The sequence below is a fragment of the Paenibacillus eucommiae genome, assembly GCF_017874215.1.
GTDB classification, from domain to species: domain Bacteria; phylum Bacillota; class Bacilli; order Paenibacillales; family NBRC-103111; genus Paenibacillus_AI; species Paenibacillus_AI eucommiae.
Window position 1 is genome coordinate 76732 of sequence record NZ_JAGGLB010000012.1, and the last position, 23156, is coordinate 99887.

Below are 23156 nucleotides of genomic sequence, written 5' to 3' on the forward strand. Positions count from 1 at the left end.
TTCAGCCTCTAATCAGCCTTTGATCAGCTTTGATCAGCTTTAATCAGCCTTTAATTAGCTTTACTCGGCTCTATTCAGCTCTATTCAGCTCTATTCAGCTCTAATCAAACTCAGTTTAGCTTAACAGCTCACCGATGCTTAGATATTTATGATGCTTCGCCAATACGGCGTTCACTTGTTTTACTCTTTCTGCTAAAGAGCCGCTCAGCATAAAGTAGGGGATTTTACGTATTTCCAGCTCCGCAATGATCTGCTTCTGGAACCTGCTGCGCGCAACCTCTCCCGATCGATCCCATGTATCGTCATAAGGAATGTCAGTCTCACAAACGAATACAAGGTCGTGACGAACTGCTGCAGCGTCCGCTAATGCCTCCAAACGAGGAAGCGCAGTACCATGATAATAGCGGGAAAACATAAGGGTCGTGATTGCATTCGTATCTACAAATATAGTATGCTGCGCATCCAAAATAAGAGAATCTTCCCTGACCAAATGCCCTTCCGCAATTTCGACCAGCTGCTCCTGGGTCAATCTCCGGTCTATTTGATTCAGCTCCCAATATTCCCGCCCATACTCAGGCATCCATACGGTATCATGCAGCTTGGCCAGATGCTCACACAAAGTGGTTTTTCCAGTAGAAGGAGCTCCCAGTAATACGACACTCCTGACCAAATCACGGTACACAATTGGATTCAGAAATCGACGCTGCTCATAAGGACTACTACGGATCATAGTTCCCGATATGGGAAATACGTCCCTCTCCGGATCCACCTGTCTATTCACGGCACCAAGCGCGACGCTCATATGATCCCCATACAATTCACTGGAATAAAAATGACTAATCCGCCTGCCCCCAAGCAGGTTAAGAATATACACTTCATGCATTTGTTTAATTTCTGGTGTATATCCCGTCTCTGTCGGACCGTCCCACGCCTCTATAACATGAACCGCCGGATACAAGGCTCGAATCCAACTTGCCCTTACAGACAGCGGCACATCCGTCGTCTCCGGACAATCATATATGATGACGATCACTTCATCCATTTCCTCCAGCGCCGTTTCCACCACATATTGATGGCCGCGGTGAAAAGGGGCGAATTTCCCCAAGGACAGTCCTGTTGATTTTGCCAGTTCTGCTTTTCCTTCCATGGTCCTCATCCCTTTCTCACGCAGCCTTTTGGGTAAAATATTGCCGTCTCCACGATATAAGACCAGCAATCGCAATGCCTAAAAAAACCAGATACAGAAACGATAATGCATGCAAGCCTTTATAGTAGTACATATATACAGACAAGACATCGACCACAATCCATACGTACCAGTTCTCAAGAATTTTGTAAGAGAGTAAATATTGCGCAATCATGCTTAGCGTGGCAATTAGAGCATCGGCGTAGGGAATAGAAGCATCCGTATATTGGGTCAACATATATCCCCAGCCGAGAGTTACTGCGACTAACAGAATCCCAAGTGTAACCATCATAGACTTAGTCATTCTGCGCGTAGGCCGCACCTTCGCTTTCCCGCGTTTCGTTGACCATATGACCCAGCCATAAATGCTAAGAATAAAGAAAAAGACCTGCAGCGTCATATCTGCATACAGCTTTACTTCCCAGAACATATAGAAGAAGCATCCCACGTTCACCAGCCCAATCGGCCAGGCCCACATGTTCTCTCTGGCTGTGAACCATACACATAACAATCCTGTTGTCGTCGAGATAATCTCCAAAGTTGTCGAAGAAGTTTCATAAGCGATGAACAGCATCACGGCCAGTAAACCCAGCATCATCCACGTCTTATTCATGCGCTTGAACCTCCTTTAAGCCTGATGTGCTTGAATCAGATCCATCTTTAACTGCCAGAGTTCCGTGCTTAAATCGACGGGATACATCTCGGGATTAAGCTTGCGGAGATACTCCGGCCAAAACAATTCGAACTGCTCCTTATGATACGCACGTATTTGCTCAAGCTCTGGTAAAGCATACACAAGCTTCCCTTCCAGAAAAATAGGCTGCAGCAAAGGAATCGCTTCGTAATCCTCAATATATTTGTGAATATACGGGTGGATGGGATCGAACAGCTTGATGCGTTTTCCCTGCTTGATGTCCTCTTCACCGGGTAAAGTCATGTAATCCGCTTCTGCCTTGCCGGTTTCCTTATTGATTATCCGGTACACTTCTTTGATTCCGGGATTGGACACCTTTTCGGGGTTGCCAGAAATTTTGATCACAGGCACATAGCCGCCATTCTTTTCCCTGGCAACAAGCTTATACACGCCGCCCAAGGCTGGCTGGTCTCCTCCAGTAATCAGCTGCGTGCCTACTCCCCACACATCAATTTTCGCATCCTGAGCTTTCAGGTTAAAAATAATGTTTTCGTCCAGGTCATTGGAGGCCACAATTTTCACATAAGGAAATCCGGCTTCATCCAGCATCCTCCGCGCCGACTTCGACAAATAGGCCAAATCCCCGCTATCCAGGCGGATGGCGTTCATCCTTTTCCCCTGCTTTTCCAGCATCGTGGCAATCCGGATCGCATTCGGCAGCCCGCTTTTTAGCGTATCGTAAGTATCTACAAGCAGAGTCACCTGATCGGGGAGGACTTCGGCATATTTCCTGAACGCTTCCTCCTCCGTATCGTGGCCCTGTACCCAAGCGTGAGCATGCGTGCCTTTCGTTGGAATCCCGAACATCATCCCTGCCCGCATATTGGAGGTGGCATCGAACCCGGCCATGTAGGAAGCTCTGGCTCCCCAAACTGCCGCTTCGGCTTCCTGCGCCCGTCTCGTACCGAATTCCAACAGCACATCCTGTGGTGCTACTTGTTTAATTCTGGAAGCCTTCGTCATAATTAGCGTCTGGTAATTGATAAAATTAAGCAGCGCCGTCTCAATCAGCTGAGCCTCCCACACTCTGGCTTCCACACGAATCAAAGGCACATTAGGAAAAACAAGCGTACCTTCCGGCACGGCGTATAAATGGCCAGTAAAACGAAAGTTCCTTAGCTCCTCAAGAAAGCCTTCCTTGTAGCCTTCTTCCTGCTCCTTTAAATAGTTAATCTCCGCTTCGCCGAACTTCAGATTTTGAATATAATGAACGACCCTTTCCAGACCTGCAGCAGCAGCATATCCATTAGCAAAAGGCAGCTTGCGGAAATACAGCTCGAATACGGCTTTATCGTTCAGTGATCCCTGTGCCCAATGCGCATACATCATGTTTATTTGATATTTATCCGTATGAAGTGTTAAATTATCGGTGGTATTCATAGGTTTTCCTCCATTTATCGTTTAGATTGTTGATGCTGGCTATAACCATACTCTCGAATCACAGTAGATTCTTCCACCAATCATCGTACAGGGTAACGGGGCCCTTTCGTTTATGCGCCGTTGCAGCGAAGCGCGCCTCAATTCTGTGCTGCGTATCCTCCGGAAGCTCTTGGCCTTCCAAATAATCGTCCAGCTCCTCATATTCCATCCCAAGCGCCTCTTCGTCCGGCAGCCCTGGCTTCAGATCTTCGAGATCCGCTGTAGGCTTTTTCGTATATAGATGCTCTGGACAGCCCAGGGCTTGGAGCATAAGTCTCCCCTGCCGCTTATTCAGTCCAAAAATAGGAGCAACATCACAGGCACCATCACCATGCTTGGTAAAAAATCCCGTCAAGGCTTCTGCAGCATGATCAGTTCCAAGCACCAACAACCCAAAATGTGCCGCCAAATCATACTGCACCTTCATCCGCTCACGTGCCTTCACGTTCCCTCTATGGAAATCGCTCTGTCTCTCTCCAGTAGCCTTCGTGAACTGCTCTACCGCTGCATCGACGGCAGGTTTAATATCTACGTGAATCACCCGGCCCGGGTTGATGAAACCAATCGCGTCCTGCGCATCCGCTTCATCCATCTGCACGCCATAAGGCAGCCTTACGCCCATGAACAGCATATCCTGATTGCCACTTTCCGTATTCCTTTCAGCAACGGCCAATTGGGCCAGCTTCCCTGTAAGCGTAGAGTCTTGGCCACCTGACAGGCCGAGTACAAACCCCCGTGCCCCGGTATGAAGCAAATACGCCTTCAAAAAATCAATTCTTGCCCGAATCTCCGCCTCCACATCTATCTGCTGCTTGACCTTAAGCTCTTCTCTGATCTGCTCCTGAATATTAGTTTGCTTCATATTTGGCAAGTTCCCCATAGTTTCCATATCCTTTTACATCTCCTTCTTTTACATCTCCCATATTTACTTACCCGAAACTACCTGCGCTCCAAGCGTATGCTGAAAATGTCCCAACGCCCAATCATGTCCCTGAGGGTTGAAAGATGCCACGGCATCCTGATGAATGACGATTTGAAAGCCCTTGTTATAAGCATCAACCGCAGTATGGAGCACACAAATGTCAGTGCAAACTCCAATTAAGTGAAGCTCCTGAATGCCTCTCGCTCTAAGCTGCAATTCAAGATCCGTCCCGCAAAATGCGCTGTATCTCGTTTTATCCATCCAATATATAGCACCGCGGTTTGCTTCATACACATCTTTCAGCTTGCCGTACAAATCGCGTCCCTCTGTGCCCCGAATATTGTGCGGAGGAAACAGCTTATGCTCAGGATGATAAACATCCGTCTCATCATGAAGGTCTACAGCCATCACCACATAATCGCCCTCATCCACAAAAAGCTCCGTAACCCCGGCAATCCGCTGCTCAATATCTATACCAGGCTGACCACAAGGCAGCTTACCAACAACAAAATCAACTGTATAGTCAATCACAATTAATGCCTTCGGCAATACTTTCGTTAATACTTCCATTCCAATCATCTCCTCGATATTGTTTTTATAATACTATTAAAACGACAGTATTAAAACTTAAAAGAGAAGCCTAGCTGTAAATAGACAGCTGAGGCACAATATCTGTAAAACGGTATAACTGCGCGGCACGCTGGGAATACCGGTTCGACATTTTAGGCTGGCCGCTATGATCCTTTGCCTCCTCAATAATACCTTTGCGGCTCTGAGTGGAAGTAATCTTGCGGATAAAATTGCGCTCCTCGAATTCCGGCACGACCGTCTGAATCACCTGATACAGCTCACTGATCGTAAATTCCTCAGGCAAAAATTGCTTCGCAATCGTAGTCGTAAGCATCTTCATCCGAATTTGCGCCAGAGCGTCTTGAACAATAACCCGATGATCAAACGCCAAATCCATGGACAAAGCTTCCTCAATCGGAAACAACCTTACATCTGCTGCATCGTCTGCCGCTTTACGCTTCTCAAGAAAGGCCTCATTAACGAGAGCAAAATAAGCATGAGAGATAATCCAGCCCCTCGGATCGCGTCCCGGCGTGCTGTATACATTGAAATATTCAATGTGCACATCGGCAATTCCCGTTTCCTCCATAAGCTCCCTTTTCGCAGAGTCGTGAATCGTTTCGCTTTCCTTGGAAAAGCCTCCCGGCAGCGCCCACTGTCCTTCATAAGGCCATTGCTTCCGCTGAATCAAAAGAATCTGAAGCTCCCTTAGGGGAAGCGACTTCATCGCTGCATGCCGATCAGTAGATGTAATCGTGAAGATAACAATATCTGCAGGCGCTCCATCCGGAGTCCGGTACTTGGCGGACGTATAATTGTGTTCATGCTCGACAGGATCATTCATCTGCAATCCCTCCTTTCTTTGTTGCTTATGTTTTGGTTTATGTTATTAGTTTATGTTCGTAATCTATATTGTCGATTCGATAATTTCATTATGACATTTTAAAATTATTTGTCAAGTCCATTTTTTAAAAAGCATAAATTAACTCAAAACCCGTTTGGTTCAGACATTTACCCTAAATCCGATTATTTAGTGATGTTTTCATCGTAAAAGGTCACTAAAGGAGCATTGAAAGCCACTTTTTGCTCACTATTGGTTCACTTTCGGCTCACTCTCCGCTCACTCTTCGATCACTCTTGAACTTTAACGATGTTTTTCATCACTATCTGAGCCCTTTTCCATAAATCCGGCGCGTTAGCGATGTTTTTCATCGTTAAAGAAGCATTGAGAGCCACTTTTGGCTCACTCTTAGGCTTTTAACGATGTTTTTCATCACTAAGAGAGCCATCTACCATACTTCTGGTGAGTTAGCGATGTTTTTCATCGTTAAAGTCGTTAAAGGAACATTGACGCTACCTTTTGGCTAACTCTTGAACTTTTAATCCAGTTTTCATCACTATGGGGGCCATCTACCATAAATTCGGCGCGATAGCGATGTTTTCATCGTTAAGCGAAGCCGTAAAAGATCCAATTACTGGGCTACTCAAAACACGATTTCTTTCAAAGAGCATGGATGCAGCAAAAGTGAAGGCGCTATAAAAATAGTGAAGCCAGGGGGTCTGGTATTTACGAATCCAGCACCCCCTGGCCCTACACCGGCTGCATACTGCTTAAATAAAGCCGCATAATCAGCTTGTTCGTTTGTTCGTTTGTTCGTTTATTAGCTTATTTGCCTATTAGCCTATTAGCCTATTAGCTTACTGGCTCATTCTTCTTTTTTTATGCCAGCCACAAAATCTTTCACATTGCCGCTGCATAGCAAAGGAATATGTTTTTTAATAATTTCTATATCCAAATCCCACCACTTGGACTGCAGCAGCAGTTCGATTTCTTCCTCAGAAAATCTTTTTCTTATTTCCTTGGCTGGATTTCCGCCTACAATTGTATAGGGAGATACATTCTTTGTCACAACAGCACGAGTAGCTATGACGGCACCATCACCTATCGTAACTCCTGGCATAATCATAGCCTCAGAACCAATCCAAACGTCATTTCCAACTACAGTATCACCTTTTTCCATGTACCCATTTGCTGCATTTTCATTTAAATCCGGGGTGAAAAAGAATGGATACGTTGAAACCCAATCATATCTATGGCCTTGGTTGCCACTCATAATGAACGAAGCCCCAGAGCCTATTGAGCAAAACTTACCGATGATTAGCTTATCAACTCCATCTAAATCCGGAGATAAATACCTCACACAATAATCTTCAAAATGCTCCCGATGATAATAACCGGAATAGTAGGAGTGATCCCCAACCTCAATATTTTTATTTGTAATGTGATCCTTCAGCACATATCCTTTGGTCCAGCTCTCAAAAACGTTAGGCTTCATATCCTAATCTCCCTTGTCTTCAATTTGAAATGCATCATGCTCAAAAAGAAGCCAACCAGAAGAACAGCAAGCAAGATCCTATTCAATTCGCCATACAGCTAAAAAAAATAAAAAACGGGTACGGTGAACACTCACCATACCCGTTACAATAATTGTAAGAGAGGAATCGAGTTGTTCTTATCTACTGTTCGCCGGTTGGCTTATGCTTAAAAAAGGGCAGACTTCTCCCGTTTAAGCCAAATACCGAGACCGAACAGTCGACAATACCAACATTCGCTTCCACCTCTTCAACGTTTTTTTAGAATCATTAGCTTACCCTTTGAAGTATACATTCACCCTTTCTCCAAAGTCAACTCACAAGGTTCGGATATGTTACTCTCAAGGTTCCGATTTGCTACTCTCAAGGTCCTACAACAATCTGCGAAATCCGCTATGTGCAATCGGCCCCCGCAAGCTTTGTTCTATCTTGCCCTCACGCAGCGCATTGGCCATGACATCGAACACTTCATCCACCGCTTCGTCGTACAGGCTCACGATAGCATCCGTATGTGCAAGTGTCGGATATACCGCCGTGCCGGCAAGAAATCCCCGCTCCAGCATGAGCTGCGTAAACAACGTGCGAAGCTGCTCAGCCTGGTCGTCCTGGAAGCGGAAATTCGCCAGGCAAGCATAGCCGTCTCCTACAGCCACTGGCAATCCATGTCGGAAAGCATTACGCGACCATGAATCCTTGATTTTCTCCCCAATCCTTTGGACATGGGCGGCTACTTCACTACGCTTCATTTTCGCAAGCGTGGCCAGCGCGGCGGCTGGACCGACACTTTCGGTCCAATACGTGCTGCTGATGAACGACAGATGAGCCCCTTCCATCGCCTGCTCCGTCCCGATAACTGCGCCAATGGGATGTCCGTTGCCAAGTGCTTTGGCGAATACAGCCAAGTCCGGCTTGACGCCGAGCTGAAGATGCGCCCCACCATAATTAAGACGCCAGCCAATCGTGATCTCGTCGAAGATCAGCAGCGCTCCGCAGCGATGGGCCTCATCGCGTACAAATTCAAGAAACCCCGGCTCCGGGTCCCGGTACCGGCAAGGCTCCATAATGACGCAGGCCAGCCGCGATCCATACTGATCCACAATCGACCGGAACGCCTCACGGTCGTTGTAGCCAAACGTCGGGACTGTTCCGCTCAGTTCCCGCGGAACACCTGACGGATTCAGCCCCGGCAGCAAATGTCCGTTGAGCGCCTCGGCTTCACCAAGATTAGCTGCCAGGTACCAGTCGTGCCAGCCATGGTAGCCGCATACGGCCACGACCGAACGTCCCGTTGTCGCCCGTGCAATGCGGATCGCTGCCGCACACGCTTCCCCGCCCCCGCGGGTAAATCGCGCCTGCTGCGCCCATGGATGAATCGCGCACAACTGTTCAGCCAGCTCGACCTCTTCCGGGGGATTAAGCGTACACATACTTCCCCGCCGGACAGCATCGATGACTGCATCGGAGACGTCCTCATCAGCAAAACCAAGCAGACATGCCCCAATGCCATTCGTTGATAGATCATAATAATGCCGGTCATCCAGGTCCCATACTTCGCAGCCGCGGGCCTCTCTGTAATAGGCAGGCCAAAGACCTGGCGCCATCTGCTCGGGCCGTTTGCTGAGAAGCTGCACGCCTCCGGGAATAATCTGCTTGGCCCGTTCATACAGCCGCTGCGTCACGCTCCCGGAAGCGCCGCCCGCGGAAGTCCCCCCTTCTGCAGGACTGACTTCTTCACCTGTTATCTTCTCACTTTTAAGAGCATCTTTCTCCTTATGACCATTGTCCGTTTGCGACATTACGTTCCCTCCCGTTCAAGTTGTTCACTACGTGATTTATCTAGTGCCGCCGGCGCGCCACATGTTTCTGTTTCACCGTTTCGGCCAGATAAGCATCCGTTTCAGCCTGGTCGAAACGATCCGGCGAGAATGCTTCGATGTTAATGCTGGTTCGTCCGTTTTCCACTAATTCAGCCAGCAGCATGCCCGAGACAGGATTGTAAGCAAAACCTCCAGAGTGAAAAGCCACACCGATATACAAACCGGGCAGACACTCCACAGGTCCGAGAATCGGCTCCCCGTCCATCGAAAAGGTTAACAATCCGAGTCTCCTTTCATCCCAGTCGACACAAGCAAGTGAGGGCACATAAGGAGTGAAATTGGACCTGATTTCCTCTTTCAACGAGTCAGGAGCCTCAAGCGCGCTAAGCTGATACGTAAGTTCAGTAATGCGCTGCTCTTCCCGCTCAGCAGTCTCGATTCCGAACAATAAACGGCCGCCTGCAGCCGGACGGACATAGCCGCCAAGCGGGTCTGCATTGACTGCCGGTATCGCAAGTGGCGCCGTCAGCGCCTGAGTCACGTAACGTTGATGGACGACAGCTTTGACCGGAAGCCTTATGCCCTCTTGAGCAAGCAGCACGTTCGTCCAGGCGTACACCGTGCTGACGACGGCGTCCGCCTCGATCGTTTCGTGGGCAGTACGCACTCCAGCGACTTTTCCGCTTCGCACCACAAGTCCTGTCACCAGTTGATGCTCACGAATGTCGACGCCAAGCTCACGGCACTTTCTTGCCAGAGCCGGCACATATTCATCGGGTTCGCTGTATCCACCTAGAGGGTCGTAAAGTCCGATAAACTCGTCACGGGGCTGCAGCTCAGGCCAGCGGTAGCGCATTTCTTCTGCGTCAAGCACCTCGAATGGAGCTCCGCAGCGCCGGTAAAGGGGCAATAATCGCTCACGCTCCGGCCACGATTGAGTATCAAAAAGGTTTAAGGCTCCGACTGCACGGAACGAATAACCGTCAAGCTCCTCCGAAAGCTCGCGAAACAACTGCAGGCTGATTTGACGGGCAAGAACACCAGTTTCGCTCCAGAGCAGCCCAGTTATAATACCGGCAGCACGGCTGCTTGAACCGTTCCCTACAGCTCCTTTATCGATCAAGATTACTTTGCAGCAGCCTTTGCGCGCCAAGTGATAGGCGGTACTAAGCCCCGTCACGCCCCCGCCCAGGATCACAGTCGTTTGCATCGTTCTATCCATTTGTCATGCCTCCTCATCCATTTGCTGCTATTGTATGATTTCCCCTGCAGCCGAACAAGGGTCCGCACAGACATCTTGCGGCGTATGATGACTGAAAAGAATAGTCCTTCCGCCAGCCGCTGGAGAATCGGGAGAACCGAAATATATCTGCCTTGACCCGCTGTGATACAGGTGATAAAATTTCTAAAATACATTAACGTTCCCGGGGTTGATATCAATGAACATTCACGAGCCGAATAAACGAGCGGGTCAACAGCCTCTTTCGGAACAACTCGAGTTCAATGTAGAACTCGGCGCTTTGCAGTTTCATGTGTTTATCAATTCCGGGTTCTTCCATACGAATAGCAATTGGCGCATATTGAATCATAATCATGCGATGTATGAAGTCCAGTTTGTTCACAAAGGAACAGTCGTGCTGAGTCTCGAGGACAGCTGCCATGAAGTACCAGAAGGCAGCTTCTGCGTTATTCCTCCAGGGGTATACCACTCGCAGCAAAGTCCTTCATCCGGGGAAGAAGTTCATAAATCCTGCTTTTCATTCCGCTGTGATGTCCTGCCGCATCCGAAGGCCGATTATCCGCCTGACGTGACCGACGAGCTGTTTCGCGCGTTCGTGTTAATGAATACTGCGTTCTACACAACACAGGATCGTCAAGGAACTGCTGCGCTGCTTGCCGCGATCAAACAAGAATTAAACACAAAGCCGTTCGGATATTTCTTCAAGGTTCAAAGCTTGTTTGCCCAAATTCTCGTAGACGTCATCCGATCTTCACCCGGCATCCAGGCTAGCATCCAGACAGACTCCCACTCAGAACTAGCGCCCCAAACTTTCGTTGACAACAGGCTCATTATTATCGAGACTTTCTTCTCCGAGCATTTCGACCTCCCTCTAAGGGAAGACGATCTTGCTGGTCAGCTCTACGTCAGCCACCGGCAGCTTAACCGTATTCTTCATGATCTATATGGCATGTCATTCCGCCGCAAACTGCTGAGTACCCGAATGAAAGTAGCCATGGATTTATTAAAACATACGACACTGTCCGTAAAAGATATCGCGGCAAGGGTCGGCTACCCATTCGCTGAAAATTTCCACGCCAATTTCAAAGCACATACGAACATGACACCGATCGCTTTCCGCAATTATACGGCTTCACGACCGGAGTAATCGGAGTCCTTTGATGAGCATGTTCGACTTTAGTGCGTTGCGGAGAGAATGGATGCGGGCTCCAGCCGCTGTTAAAACACAAAAAAACAAGCATCTTTCTCACAAATAATTTGTGCCAAAGATACCTGTTTATTTTTCTTGGACTTTATCGATGGCCTCCTAAAAGGCTCCCATATCAAGACTGCACCATCACAACTTGTCCTTATAATAATCAGGCACAACAACGCCTGGCTTGTTGAACCAGTTGGGGAGATCGACGCCGGATTGCAGAATAACATTGCCCCAAGGGTCAAAAGCGCCCGTGCGGACAATGGCTTTAGCCTGCTTGGCCGCCTCAGATAAAATCTGCTCATGCGGCATGGTTGCCATTTCAACTCCATCAAATATATGCTTGATTTTCGTGTGAAGAGGTGAGTTAAATTCGGCTAGCTGCTCCGCGAAATACACTTTCTCTGCGATGAAATCCCCAGCAATTAGCGACAGCACGGTCTCCAGATCCGGCAAATCCTGCTTGACCGCAAGATCGACGCGGCGCACGCCTTCCGGAATCGGAAAGCCCGCATCGCATACGATCAGCCAGTCCCCATGGCCCATCGAGGCAATAACTTCATTTAATTCTTTATTTAAAATGGCTCCTCTTTTCATAGCTGTTCCTCCCGGCAAAAAATGATTAGTTTTGCGATTCCTTGATCGCATCTTCCACATTGTCTTTGGAAACGAAGATGGAAGGCAGCTCGATCGTGGTCTCGACGGATTGGCCTTTCACCACATCAAGCGCGATTTGAATCGCTTTTTGCCCATATTGATTCGGATAAATGCCCATCGTTCCGGCAATATCCCCTGCTTTGATCGCCTGCAGCGCATCCATCGTTCCGTCATTGGACACAATCGTGATGCCCGTGCGGTTCGCCGCCTGGATCGCCTGCAAAGCTCCAAGCGCCATCTCGTCGTTGGCCGCGTAAACCCCGTCAATCTTCGGCTGCGCCTGCAAAATATTTTCCATAACCGTCAGCGCCTTAGCCCGGTCGAAATCCGCCGATTGCGTGGCAATGACTTTAACATCCGGCGACTTGGCTACGCCTTCATTGAAGCCTTTGCTGCGGTCCTGCGCCACATTCGTACCCATAATTCCCTGCAGCTCGACAACATTTCCTTTGCCGTTCAACTGCTTGGCCAGGAATTCGCCCGCCGTCACACCATGCTTGATTTCGTTATACCCAAGGTGAGTGACAATGCTTCCTCCATCCACCTGACGGCCTGTTGTAATCACCTTAATGCCCGCTTTATTCGCTGCTTCCACTGCTGGAACGGTACCCTGACTATCTACAGGATCAAGGATGAGCACATCGATTTTTTGCTGGATCAAATCCTCCACACCGCTAAGCTGGACAGACAAATCATCATTCGCATTAACGATCGCAATGTCGACGCCCTGTTTGGCCGCTTCTTTCTCTGCCCCTTCTTTAACCGCCACGAAAAAAGGATTATTCAGCGTATTGATCGCGTAGCCAATTTTCAGCTTTTTACCCGCTTGTGGACTGCTCTGTGGACTTCCTTGAGGCGTGCTGCTTCCAGCAGTCGTATTATTATCCTTCGTATTGCCGCATGCCGAAACGATTAACAACACCAATATCATGACTGCCACGAACGCATTCTTTTTCAATATAAACCCTCCCTATAAACTTCTGCTCTAGTTCTACTGTAAGACTAAGACTGCTATTTCTTTTCCTTATTGATCAGACGGTCGATAATAACGGCAACAAGCACGATAATACCTTTGGCCACATTTTGATAAAAAGGAGAGATGTTCACCAGGTTCATCCCTGTGGTTAGAACTCCGAGCAGCAGCACGCCGACCAAGGTTCCGACGACTCCGCCTTTCCCGCCGAACAAGCTGGTTCCTCCAAGAATAACAGCAGCGATGGCGTCGAGCTCATAGCCCGTTCCGGCCACCGGTGTTGCAGCGGAGAGGCGCGCACTTAAAATAATTGCCGCCAAGCCAGACAACAAGCCCGATGTCGCATACACAATAATTTTATGGAGATCAACATTTACACCTGCTAACATGGTAGCCTTCTCATTGCCTCCAATGGAGTATATATACTGGCCGTGAATCGTTTTTCTTAAAATAAAGAAGAAGATGCCATACACGACAAGCAAGAGAATGATTGGAAAGGGAATGGGCCCCACATAGCCTTGACCGATGAACTTGTAAACCGTATTTTTGACGATTATGGGATTGCCCTTCGTATAGATCAAGGTCAACCCCGAAATTAAGGTCATCGAAGCCAGCGTTACGATAAAAGGCGTCAGCTTCAGCTTGGCGATCAAAATTCCATTGAACAAGCCGATCACAAGCCCCGCTCCGAGTCCGGCGGCTATTCCGAGATACACATTGCCTGTATTTAGCATTACCCCTGCGGAAATAGCGCCGCTGAAGCCAACAATACTCCCTACAGAAAGATCAATCCCGGCTGTCAGGATGACGAGCGACTGTCCCACGGCTATAATGCCGATTACCGACGCCTGTCTGAAAATATTAATCATGTTGGAAGTCGTAAGAAAATTAGGCGTTAATAGGGTAAAAATAGTGCATACCACGATTAAAATTAAAAACATGCCATATTGTTGAAACAAATTCAGCGCATTTTGACTTCTGGCCATCTGCACCTGATTCATGTCATTCACCTCGTTACCTTGTTTGTACTGCCGCGCCAGAGGCAAATTCCATCAGCAGATCTTCGCTGGCCTGGCGTTTCTCAAGCTCGGCGACGATCTTCCCCTGGAACATAACCAGAATCCGGTCGCTCATTCCGAGAACCTCATCGACATCGCTTGATGCAACAATGATGCCTTTCCCCTCATCTGCCAATCCGGAAAGAATATGATAAATCTCAGAGCGCGCTCCGACATCAACGCCCCGGGTCGGCTCGCTCAGCAGGATGACCTGCGGAGAGGTAATCAGCCATTTGCCCAGGATGACCTTCTGCTGATTACCGCCGCTGAGCTGCTTCACGGGATCCTTCAAAGATGGCAGCTTGATTCCAAGCTTTTCTACATGTGCGCTTGCCGTCTTTTGGATGCGGTCCGCAGCTTTCACGCCATATCTGGAAAATTGCTTCATCGAAGCCAGTACCATGTTCTGATCGGAGCCCATCTCCAGCACCAAGCCTTCTTCTTTGCGGTTTTCTGTCACAAGTGCAATCCCGAGCTGCTTCGCTGCAGCGGGGGAGCCGATGCGGACCTCCCGGTCTTCAATCCGGATTTGGCCCGAATCAGGCCGTTCCGCACCGAAAATAACCCGCATCAGGTCCGACTGGCCTGCGCCCAGAAGTCCAAAAATGCCAACGATTTCCCCGGCACGCAGTGTTAAGGAAACATCCTGCAGAGCACCTTGCTTTTGCACTTGACGCAGCTCCAGCAAAGGGTTACCAAATTGACGCGTTGATTCAGGGTAGTAATTGCCGAGATTTCTGCCAACCATGCGCTCGATGATCGTATCGTTGTTGAACTCGCCGATTGGCCCTTCGGCCGTCATTTTACCATCCTTCAAAATCGTCACATGATCACAAATCTCCTGTATTTCATCCAGCCGGTGGGAAATATAAACAATGCCGATTCCTTTGGAGCGGAGCGAGCGAATGACTGCGAACAGCCTCTCCGTCTCCCCTGAAGTTAAGGTGGCCGTCGGTTCGTCCATTACAAGCACCTTGGAATCGTCAGACAGTGCTTTCAGGATTTCCACGAGCTGCTGATGACCAAGCGACAAATGCTTGATTTTCTGCGATGGATCGAGACCTATACCGAACCTGTCCAGCAGCTGCTTCGTTAAAGTAAGCGCTTTTACCCGGGATAATAAAAAATTAGATTTGCCAATAGCCGCTTCTTTGCCCAAAAACACATTGTCCGCAATCGTCATTTCAGGAACCAGATTCAGCTCCTGATGAATGACACTAATGCCGTGGCGCTTCGCCTGGGCCGGATTATGAATCTCAATTTCTTTCCCTTCCAGTTCGATGCGGCCCGAATCCAGCGTATACTCCCCGGCAATGATCTTCATCAGCGTTGATTTCCCCGCACCGTTAGCGCCCATCAAAGCATGAACCTGCCCCGCTTCCAAGGTAAAATCAACGCTGTGAAGGATCTGGTTCGCTCCGAAGCGTTTATTAATGCCGCTAAGCTTCAGCAGCGTGCTTCCCTGATTTTGCTCATTCATATCCCTTCACCTACGCCCTCATGCTGCCGGCAAAATGCCTCCAGCTGCACCCGCGTCGGAAGGGATGGAATAACCTCCTGGCCTGTCACCGTATACGCGCCTACCGTGCAGGCGAACTGCACCGCTTCGCGGATCGTTTGCCCTTCCGCAAGTGCCAGAGCAAGCGCGCCATTGAATGCGTCTCCCGCACCGGTCGTATCCTTGGCCGTTACTTGAAGCGTTGGCACATGAATCACTTCATCAGCAAGAACGATAAGCGCTCCAAGTTCTCCCCATGTGACGACAACTGCTTTCGGCCCTTTGGCGAGCAGCCGTCTGGCCAGCATAATGCAGTCCTGCTCCTCCAGCGGCCTCGATGGCTCCCATCCTGACAATATCTTAAGCTCGCTTTCATTAGGCGTCACGATCGTGGCATGCTCCAGCAGAAAATCAACGTTCGCCTGCGCGGGAGCCGGATTCAAGATGACGGTCTTGCCTCTGTCTTTTGCCAGCTTCATCGCGTATGCCGTTGTCTCCATATTGCTTTCCAGCTGAACCAGCAGCGTATCCGACTCATCAATGGCGCTAATCGCCCGGTCGATATCCGCAGCATATACGTGCAGATTGGCCCCTGGGTCCACAATAATACAGTTGTCGCCATGCTCGTTCAGGAATACGAAGCCGACTCCCGTCGTAGCGCCTTCCACCTGCTTAAGGTGAGCAATATCCACCTGCTCTCCGGTCAATAACCGGATGGCATCATCGCCGTAATGATCGCGGCCTACGCAGCCGATAAATCGGACCTCACCGCCCAGACGGGCGACGGATACAGCCTGGTTCGAGCCTTTGCCGCCTGGACATTCGCTGAACCCTTCAGCCAAAATCGTTTCTCCCCATTCCGGCATACGTCTCGCATTCACGACCAGACCGACGTTATAACTGCCCATAACCGCAATTTTCGCCTTCGGTGTAGTAACCATTAGCAATCTCTCCCTACACTGGTTTACGCTTTATTTAATAAGCGGTGCTTTCCTCTCCGAGGCCTGATACGATCTTCACGCCCCCGCTCGTACCGAGCATAACGGCGCCAGCTTCCAATATTTCAAGCGCCTTTTCCATATTGCGGATTCCACCCGACGCCTTCACTAACGCCTTGTTTCCCGCAACTCGCTTCAATAAGCGGATATCTTCGGCCGTAGCGTGGCCGCCTTGTCCCCAGCCGCTTGAATTTTTCAAATAAGTGACACCCGCTTCAAGCGCCAATGTGGCTGCTATTTCTTTCTCCTCCTGCAGCAGCATGCCGAATTCCAGCATAACCTTGGTAACGATGCCTCCCGCTGCTTCCACAATGGCTTCGATCTCTCTTTTAAACTCCGCGTGCCGGCCGCTTTTGAACAGGCCGAAATTAGGCATAAAATCGATTTCATCAGCCCCGGCTGCCACGATATCTCTGGCCTCCATCACTTTAGACAATGTGCTTGAGCCGCCCATCGGAAAGCCAAAAGCGGTGCATACCTTCACTTTGGAGCCTTTGAGCTGCTGCTTGGCCGTAGAAATCCAGGCGGGCAGTATCATAGCGCCGTCAAAGCCGTATTCCAGGCATTCGCGGCATGTTTGTTTAATATCTTCCTCCGTTGCATCAGGCGCAACTAGCGTATGTTGAATCTTCGAAGCAACTTCTTGTGCGGAAATACGGTTTGTCATAGTTTTCCTTCCTTTCAGCTTTTCCATAGTAGCATCTTTATAACAGCTGTTCAGCCTTCACGTACATCCGATGTGCAATGCCACGGATTTGCTCCATTTCTTCCGGTGTGGCCGTTTTCAAAGTTTCTTTGACAAGCGACTCGCATACATCGCGGGTTTTCGTATAATCATCAGGATCGAGCCCTCTTTTCTTGAGAAGCGCCGAAAGCCATGTTTTGCCATAGCTCGTGTGGATCGTTTCATCGGCCCAATCGAAATCCATATCATGCTGGCTCATTCTGTCGTTCATTTTCTCGAAATTTTTGATCCGGTCGATTTTCTTGCCAATATTTTTGGATTCAAAATAGAACAGCATCCCCAGCCGGTAGATCGGATCCTGACCGCGGCACGAATCAAAAATATAAGTACCAAGCGGTAATTCTGCATCTTCGAAGCCCCATGATTTCAACCTTTCGTATCCCATCCTGCAGTGCCTGCTCTCGTCGTACAACCAACGGGCCGCATCGTATATATAATCCCAGCCCAGCGTATCTGCAAATGCGCATAAAATAAATCCGGCATTCTCAACCGCCCAAACCTCGTTCATATGGCTTACAGCGCTGCGCAGCTGCAGCTGGAATCCGCTGCCGTAAGGGAACGTAGCATCGATATTATCCGGCCAATAAAACCGCACCGGAATGAACCGGTCCTCCCTGACAGCGATTTCAGAAGGAACAAAAGCTTCGACAGCTTGAATACCTTCAACTTGATACGGTGTTTCCAGGCTGATTCCGCCAACTTGCTCCCATACATTCTTTTGCTGGTTGAACCACTGCTCCGCTACGCTGCGTTCAGCTTCCGGTGTGTGGTCCAATATAATAGGAATGAAGTTTTCAAGGTGCTCGATATGCTTCGTTTTCTCCTCGATCGCCAGCTCCATGAACCGGTAGGTCGGTCCGTCGCCAATCTCATCGGCAAGATCCAAATAGGAGCGATAGGCTTCCTTCATGGCCGGCTTAATTAATCTGGACACCACCATCAAATAGGCTAATGCGCTTGGCGCATGCGTAACCGATTTCAAAAAATCAATCAGCGGCTGATCTTCGCCGGTTTCCAGAATACGGCTTGGGAATCTGAGCTCGAATACCCGTTCTCTGAGAGCATGACCTGTCATCGCATCTTCCCAAAGTAATTTCGGCAAGGTTGTTTTTATATCAAAATACGGTATGCCCGGAAGCCAACCCGCCTGACCAACAACGAGCATCCGCTCACATAAATAAAATCTTTTGAGGATCACCGCAGTATCATACCTCATATACTTTCCTCGATGGACACCTGGTAAATAAGGGACCGACATATCATCACTCCTTTGTTGTCTTTAAGCCATTCTTAAAAATAAGGGTTGAAAATAGAGGCACCGTTTCATATAATTGGTATACGTTTTCACTTGTATATATACCTCTATATACGTATATCCAAAAACATCATATAATAAGGACCCCAATTCTGTCAACACTTTAAGTAAGCGATTCCAAAAACAATCAATGAGGTGAGCGGTACATGAGTAATTATGTCAATAACAATGGGCTAAGCAGCAAAAGTTTACATGCACCCAGGGTCGAATTCCAACAATCGTGGTGGGCCATGAGGGGAATCGGCCGAAACAATCGCGAATGGTCGATGGAAGAAAAATTCGAACATATCGCTGCTGCCGGATTCACAGGAATTCTCGGGCGCCTTCCCGAGCCTGAGCAGGCCGGACTGTGGCGGCGCAAGCTGGACGAATTCCGTTTCGGCTTTGGCGTCGAGGCGTTTCCCGAAAGCCGCGGACAATTCGCCGACTTCGTCCGGCAGGCCAAGGATTTCGGTGCTGATTATATCAGCGCCCAGGTCGCAAATTCTTTTGTAACCGGTTTGGACGCTACCTCTTTATTAAATGGACTGATGGAAGAAGCCGCTCTTGCTGATATTCCATTTTTCGTGGAGACACACCGCGGTCGTATCACTCAGGATTTGCTGCGTACTACCGAATATGTCCAGCAGCTCCCCAGCCTGCATCTGACGATCGACTTGTCCCACTATGTGCTGACAGGAGAAATATGGCGCGATGTAGAGAACATCGACCCTTGGTTCGAACCGCTGCTCGAAAGAACAGCCTGCATACATGGGCGCATTTCCAATGGACAGCAAATTCAGGTCGATATCGGTGCTGGTGTTGGTGTTGGTGCCGATGCCGATCATCCGATGACCACCCATTTTGCACGCTGGTGGGAAAAAGCGATGCGACTTTGGCTGGCTAAGGCGAAAGCAGGCGACATCCTGCCGTTTGTATGCGAGCTCGGACCCGAGCCATATGCCATTCCCGCGATTCACCAGAATCGCTGGGAGCAATCACTCGTCGTGCAACAGTTGGCCCAGCGCATATGGAACAAGGTTTCTGGAAGCGATGGTCAGTAAACTGAGTTTTTGTTTTTTTGAGGTTTTCGGCGTCCATAGGAGCAGAACGTGGGAGCAATTCGTTACATAACGATGTTTTTCATCGTTATGTGATACCATCCACGGCAAACTGGCGACTTAATGATGTTTTTCATCGCTAAATGCCCCTTTTATCCGTCGCCAAGGCTTTTTCTAGTCACATAACGATGTTTTTCATCGTTATGTGATACCATCTCCGGCAAATTGGCTACTTTATGATGTTTTTCATCGCTAAACGGCTCTATTATCCGCCACCAAGGCTCTTTCTCTCCCAGTAATCATGTTTTTGATTCCTACAACATCTCCGCACCTTATACCTAATTGCTGTGTCAAGAAACGTATGTATGCTAATATATAAGCTTGGTTTCAAGTGGGGCGTAAAAAAATCAAAAAATAAGCGATCAGCCCTTTGGAAAAGGCCGATCGCTTATTTAAATTCAGTGTCTCTTAAGAATCGAGGTCAGTTTAATTTGATCACTTCGTATCCAAATTCGTGAACATTCGATAGGCATGTCTGCCTCTGAGTAAATGACCTGCTCCAGGAAAATAACCGGGGTTCCCTTTTCAATTTGCAGCATGTCCGCTGTTCGATCATCCGCACTTTTCGCTACAAAGGACCGTTTGCCCCAATCGATGACAACCTTATAATCGTTCTCGATAATCGAAAACAGCGTATTTTTGGAAAAATCGAAGCGGTCCAGATTCGGAAATTTGCGCGCAGACAAATAGTTTTCCAGGAACACGACAGGCGTGCCTTCCAAGAAACGCAGCCGCTGAATCGCATATATTTTCTCATCTGGCTCAAGCTTCAATGATACCTTGATTTGAGCATTCGCTTCAACCAGCTGCACATCGAGCACCGAAGTCGTGAAATCCCGCTCATTCTCATACATCGTTTCGGCAATGGATACGAGTCTCTCCGCTAAGGAGGATTCAATCTGTTTGCCAACGACAAACGTTCCTTTGCCATGAATTTGTACAAGGATGCCTTCATCGACTAAATTTTTCAAAGCCTGCTTGACGGTTCCACGACTGATCGACAAAGAGACCGCTAAATCTGCTTCTGCAGGCAGCTTTTCCTTCGGCTTCCAATCTCCGTTTGCGATTTTGGTTTGAATCCAATTCTGCACCTGCACATAAAGCGGCTCAGGACCGAATTTATCTATAATGTTCTTCACCTAATCACCCTTATATACGTTTATAGACTTAAATATACCTCTATAATCGTTATAAGGCAAGTCATCAAAGCAAAAAAATGAACCTGTCCTACGAGAAACAGGCTCATCCTGGTTTTTATCGCAGTTTTTCGATAACAATGATACAGGTACTATCCGGCAGCGGGACAACCTTCCCGTTCTCGTCCATCATCACGATTTTTTCCGCCAAAGCGTCTGAGTAGCCTGCCTGTAGAAAATGTCTGCTTTCTATGATCTTCGCCTGCCCGCCCAAGGTTTCACTAATGAAAGCCGTGTAGCCGCTGGGTGTGAAATAGCCAAACTGCTCCTGCACTTCGTGTACATAGGCTTCCTCACCCCACGTATAGGTATACAGAAATTCCATAGCATCATTAACAGGTATCAGCACTTCATCCTCGTTCAACAATTCATAGCAGATGTTTCTGCCAGCAAAATCGCTCGCATAACGCCGAAGCCAGTCCATCCCGTCCTTGTGCAGAAAGCGAATACGCCGTTGTCCAGTAACAGGCTCCGTCATAATGCCGTCCCGGATGACAATCCGACCGCCCGGTGATAAGACGTTGAACGCGCTTTGCAGCGCCGCCGCGACGGTATCGTGGTTAAATTTCTTACCGTTAAATTCAATATAGGAATACAGCTCATGCAAAATGGAGGAAAAAATAACCGTATCCACGCTGCCTGGCTGCATATAATCCTGCAGATTGAGCGCATCGCCCTTCATCACTTCCCAACGATGGCCTTCCAGCTGCTTTTTACGTTCCAATGCCTCTATGACATTTGTTGAAATATCTATGCCAATGGGCAGCTTGTCAGGCAGCTCCTGCTCAATAAGATCCAGCATGACGCCTCCGCCTGGGCCGATATCGATGACGCGGTTGCCTACGATATAGTCGAGTATGATTTTTTTGTAATCAGCCGTTTGGTTCATCGTCGCCAAATACGCTTCCTCATTATGGAACCGGTCGTACGCATCCCGGCGCAGCTCGAACAAATCGAACAGCAGCAGCACAGCCTTCTCATAGAGGGGAGACTTCTCTGCTTCCACGCAAAATTCAATCAGCTTTTCCGCAGCAGCCGAGAATTCGAAGGTGAAGAATAAGGTATCAGGAATATGCGGCTTTCGCTCCAGTCGGTGTGACAGATGAGACAGATGCGATAGATGCGAAGATTGATTTGACTGCAAAGGCTGCGAACCCGCTCCCACTCCAGCTCCAGCTCCATTTAAGCATCCGGACTCCAGCTGTTCAGGTGAAAGATCCCGCAGATACTTCTCAATGATCCGCTTTTTGTATACATTAATTTTTTTTGCACCTTTGTAATCGTAGTACATGGAGCTCATTAGATGCTCGAAGCTGATGTGCCGGATTTGGGACAAATTATCTGCTTGGCGGACGAGCAGGAAAACCTTAACGAACTCCTCCAGGGAGAAGTCTTGAAGCGCTGGTTCCACATACCATAGCGTTTTGTCCGCTAGCGGCTGCAGCAGCTCATCCAGGTTGAACAAGTCTTGTAGCTTGGCATATTCGGCTTCGAAGTTTTCTCCCTTGCTAATGGCCTCTGCTCTCATTTTGCGCAGCCTATTATTAACAGGAAGAGGCTCCTGGAGCTTGCCCTCAGCAATCCAGTCTACAATGTCCTCAACTTCCGTGCGTACAGCTGCCCACAAATCCGCGGATACAGCGGCAATGATGCAATGATTTAAAGGTATGAGGAGGCTCTTCAGCTCTCCTGCAGACAGAAGCCCGTTCTCTACTAAACTTGCTAGAGGGGCATTTTCATATAAAGAGACTTCCCCGCGAATATATTGGCCAATGAGTCCATGTGTTTCTATCAAAGCTTGAATAACAGCCGTTTTCTCACTGGATGCGCCATTCAAGCTGCCAGCATACAACTGTGCAGAGCCAACATTATGTACAAAAAGATTGATGCCCCCTTGCTGCCACAGCATGCGTTCGCGGAACGTTCCTCCTTTGGCCGTCTCCGACCAGACAAGTACCTCCTCCAGTACCTCTTTCATCCAAAAGGTAAGCGGCATACGATCCAGCAGCAGCAGCGTTCTCTCCACATAATCAAGGACCGGATTGGCATGAGCCAGCTCCTGAACTGACTGAATGCGTTCATAATTGACGATACGTTCTTCAGCGGATACGATGTACTTCAACCAAATTTGATCGGTCAGCATACTCGCATCCCCTTGGCGATACCCGGCTATTGCCGTTAATGAATGCAGCATGACAAC

20 protein-coding genes are annotated in these 23156 nt (G+C 48.7%); 2 read left to right on the forward strand and 18 right to left on the reverse strand.

Translation table 11 applies throughout. The annotated features are described in order from the left end of the window. Positions 1-115: 115 nt before the first annotated feature. From J2Z66_RS17965 to J2Z66_RS18005, 9 genes are all read right to left on the reverse strand, one after another. Positions 116-1147 carry an AAA family ATPase gene (locus J2Z66_RS17965; RefSeq protein WP_209972833.1) on the reverse strand — a complete coding sequence of 344 codons (1032 nt, stop codon included), beginning with the start codon at positions 1145-1147 and terminating at the stop codon, positions 116-118. Positions 1148-1163: 16 nt separating this feature from the next. Next, the gene (pnuC, locus tag J2Z66_RS17970; RefSeq protein WP_209972834.1) at positions 1164-1799 is read right to left on the reverse strand and encodes a nicotinamide riboside transporter PnuC; all 636 of its coding nucleotides are present in this window, start codon (positions 1797-1799) and stop codon (positions 1164-1166) included. A gap of 15 nt (positions 1800-1814) precedes the next feature. Beyond that, a complete protein-coding gene (locus tag J2Z66_RS17975; protein ID WP_209972835.1) occupies positions 1815-3260 on the reverse strand; it encodes a nicotinate phosphoribosyltransferase in 1446 nt (481 codons plus the stop codon). A 58-nt stretch (positions 3261-3318) separates the two neighbouring features. Beyond that, a complete protein-coding gene (gene nadE, locus J2Z66_RS17980; RefSeq protein WP_376774434.1) occupies positions 3319-4179 on the reverse strand; it encodes an NAD(+) synthase in 861 nt (286 codons plus the stop codon). A 45-nt stretch (positions 4180-4224) separates the two neighbouring features. Then, positions 4225-4791 carry a cysteine hydrolase family protein gene (locus J2Z66_RS17985; protein ID WP_209972836.1) on the reverse strand — a complete coding sequence of 189 codons (567 nt, stop codon included), beginning with the start codon at positions 4789-4791 and terminating at the stop codon, positions 4225-4227. A gap of 70 nt (positions 4792-4861) precedes the next feature. Beyond that, on the reverse strand, positions 4862-5635 hold the full coding sequence (locus J2Z66_RS17990) for an NUDIX hydrolase (RefSeq protein WP_209972837.1): 774 nt from the start codon (positions 5633-5635) through the stop codon (positions 4862-4864). An 862-nt stretch (positions 5636-6497) separates the two neighbouring features. Next, on the reverse strand, positions 6498-7127 hold the full coding sequence (locus J2Z66_RS17995; protein WP_209972838.1) for a CatB-related O-acetyltransferase: 630 nt from the start codon (positions 7125-7127) through the stop codon (positions 6498-6500). A 408-nt stretch (positions 7128-7535) separates the two neighbouring features. Next, positions 7536-8960, reverse strand: coding sequence for an aminotransferase class III-fold pyridoxal phosphate-dependent enzyme (locus J2Z66_RS18000; RefSeq protein WP_209972839.1), 1425 nt, complete (start codon positions 8958-8960; stop codon positions 7536-7538). A gap of 40 nt (positions 8961-9000) precedes the next feature. Further along, positions 9001-10203: an NAD(P)/FAD-dependent oxidoreductase gene (locus J2Z66_RS18005; RefSeq protein WP_209972840.1), complete on the reverse strand. Its 1203-nt coding sequence runs from the start codon at positions 10201-10203 to the stop codon at positions 9001-9003. A gap of 217 nt (positions 10204-10420) precedes the next feature. On the opposite strand from J2Z66_RS18005, the gene J2Z66_RS18010 reads away from it, so the two are divergent. After that, on the forward strand, positions 10421-11368 hold the full coding sequence (locus J2Z66_RS18010) for an AraC family transcriptional regulator (protein WP_209972841.1): 948 nt from the start codon (positions 10421-10423) through the stop codon (positions 11366-11368). 189 nt (positions 11369-11557) lie between these two features. Here the strand turns inward: J2Z66_RS18010 and rbsD are convergent, their stop codons facing one another. The 7 genes from rbsD to J2Z66_RS18045 are packed head-to-tail and all read right to left on the reverse strand — an operon-like array spanning position 11558 to position 18603. Next, the gene (rbsD, locus tag J2Z66_RS18015; protein ID WP_209972842.1) at positions 11558-12013 is read right to left on the reverse strand and encodes a D-ribose pyranase; all 456 of its coding nucleotides are present in this window, start codon (positions 12011-12013) and stop codon (positions 11558-11560) included. 25 nt (positions 12014-12038) lie between these two features. Continuing rightward, positions 12039-13031 (reverse strand): substrate-binding domain-containing protein, encoded by a 993-nt coding sequence (locus J2Z66_RS18020; RefSeq protein WP_245375642.1) that lies wholly within the window; start codon positions 13029-13031, stop codon positions 12039-12041. A 53-nt stretch (positions 13032-13084) separates the two neighbouring features. Beyond that, entirely contained in the window at positions 13085-14047 is a 963-nt protein-coding gene (locus J2Z66_RS18025) for an ABC transporter permease (protein ID WP_245375643.1), read from the reverse strand. A 13-nt stretch (positions 14048-14060) separates the two neighbouring features. Then, positions 14061-15584: a sugar ABC transporter ATP-binding protein gene (locus J2Z66_RS18030; RefSeq protein WP_209972843.1), complete on the reverse strand. Its 1524-nt coding sequence runs from the start codon at positions 15582-15584 to the stop codon at positions 14061-14063. Then, positions 15581-16543, reverse strand: coding sequence for a ribokinase (gene rbsK, locus J2Z66_RS18035; RefSeq protein ID WP_209972844.1), 963 nt, complete (start codon positions 16541-16543; stop codon positions 15581-15583). Before rbsK ends, J2Z66_RS18030 begins: the two co-directional genes overlap by 4 nt. 34 nt (positions 16544-16577) lie before the next feature. Beyond that, a complete protein-coding gene (deoC, locus tag J2Z66_RS18040) occupies positions 16578-17267 on the reverse strand; it encodes a deoxyribose-phosphate aldolase (protein ID WP_209972845.1) in 690 nt (229 codons plus the stop codon). A gap of 37 nt (positions 17268-17304) precedes the next feature. Beyond that, complete coding sequence (locus tag J2Z66_RS18045; RefSeq protein ID WP_209972846.1) at positions 17305-18603, reverse strand: DUF455 family protein; 1299 nt, start codon at positions 18601-18603, stop codon at positions 17305-17307. 203 nt (positions 18604-18806) lie between these two features. Here J2Z66_RS18045 and J2Z66_RS18050 point away from each other — a divergent pair, with 203 nt between their 5' ends. Then, the gene (locus tag J2Z66_RS18050) at positions 18807-19703 is read left to right on the forward strand and encodes a sugar phosphate isomerase/epimerase family protein (protein WP_209972847.1); all 897 of its coding nucleotides are present in this window, start codon (positions 18807-18809) and stop codon (positions 19701-19703) included. A gap of 455 nt (positions 19704-20158) precedes the next feature. Here J2Z66_RS18050 and J2Z66_RS43840 read toward each other — a convergent pair whose 3' ends face one another. Both J2Z66_RS43840 and J2Z66_RS18060 read right to left on the reverse strand, forming a co-directional pair. Next, positions 20159-20899 carry a GntR family transcriptional regulator gene (locus J2Z66_RS43840; protein ID WP_209972848.1) on the reverse strand — a complete coding sequence of 247 codons (741 nt, stop codon included), beginning with the start codon at positions 20897-20899 and terminating at the stop codon, positions 20159-20161. Positions 20900-21014: 115 nt separating this feature from the next. Next, positions 21015-23150: a class I SAM-dependent methyltransferase gene (locus J2Z66_RS18060; RefSeq protein ID WP_209972849.1), complete on the reverse strand. Its 2136-nt coding sequence runs from the start codon at positions 23148-23150 to the stop codon at positions 21015-21017. Between the last annotated feature and the right edge of the window lie 6 nt (positions 23151-23156).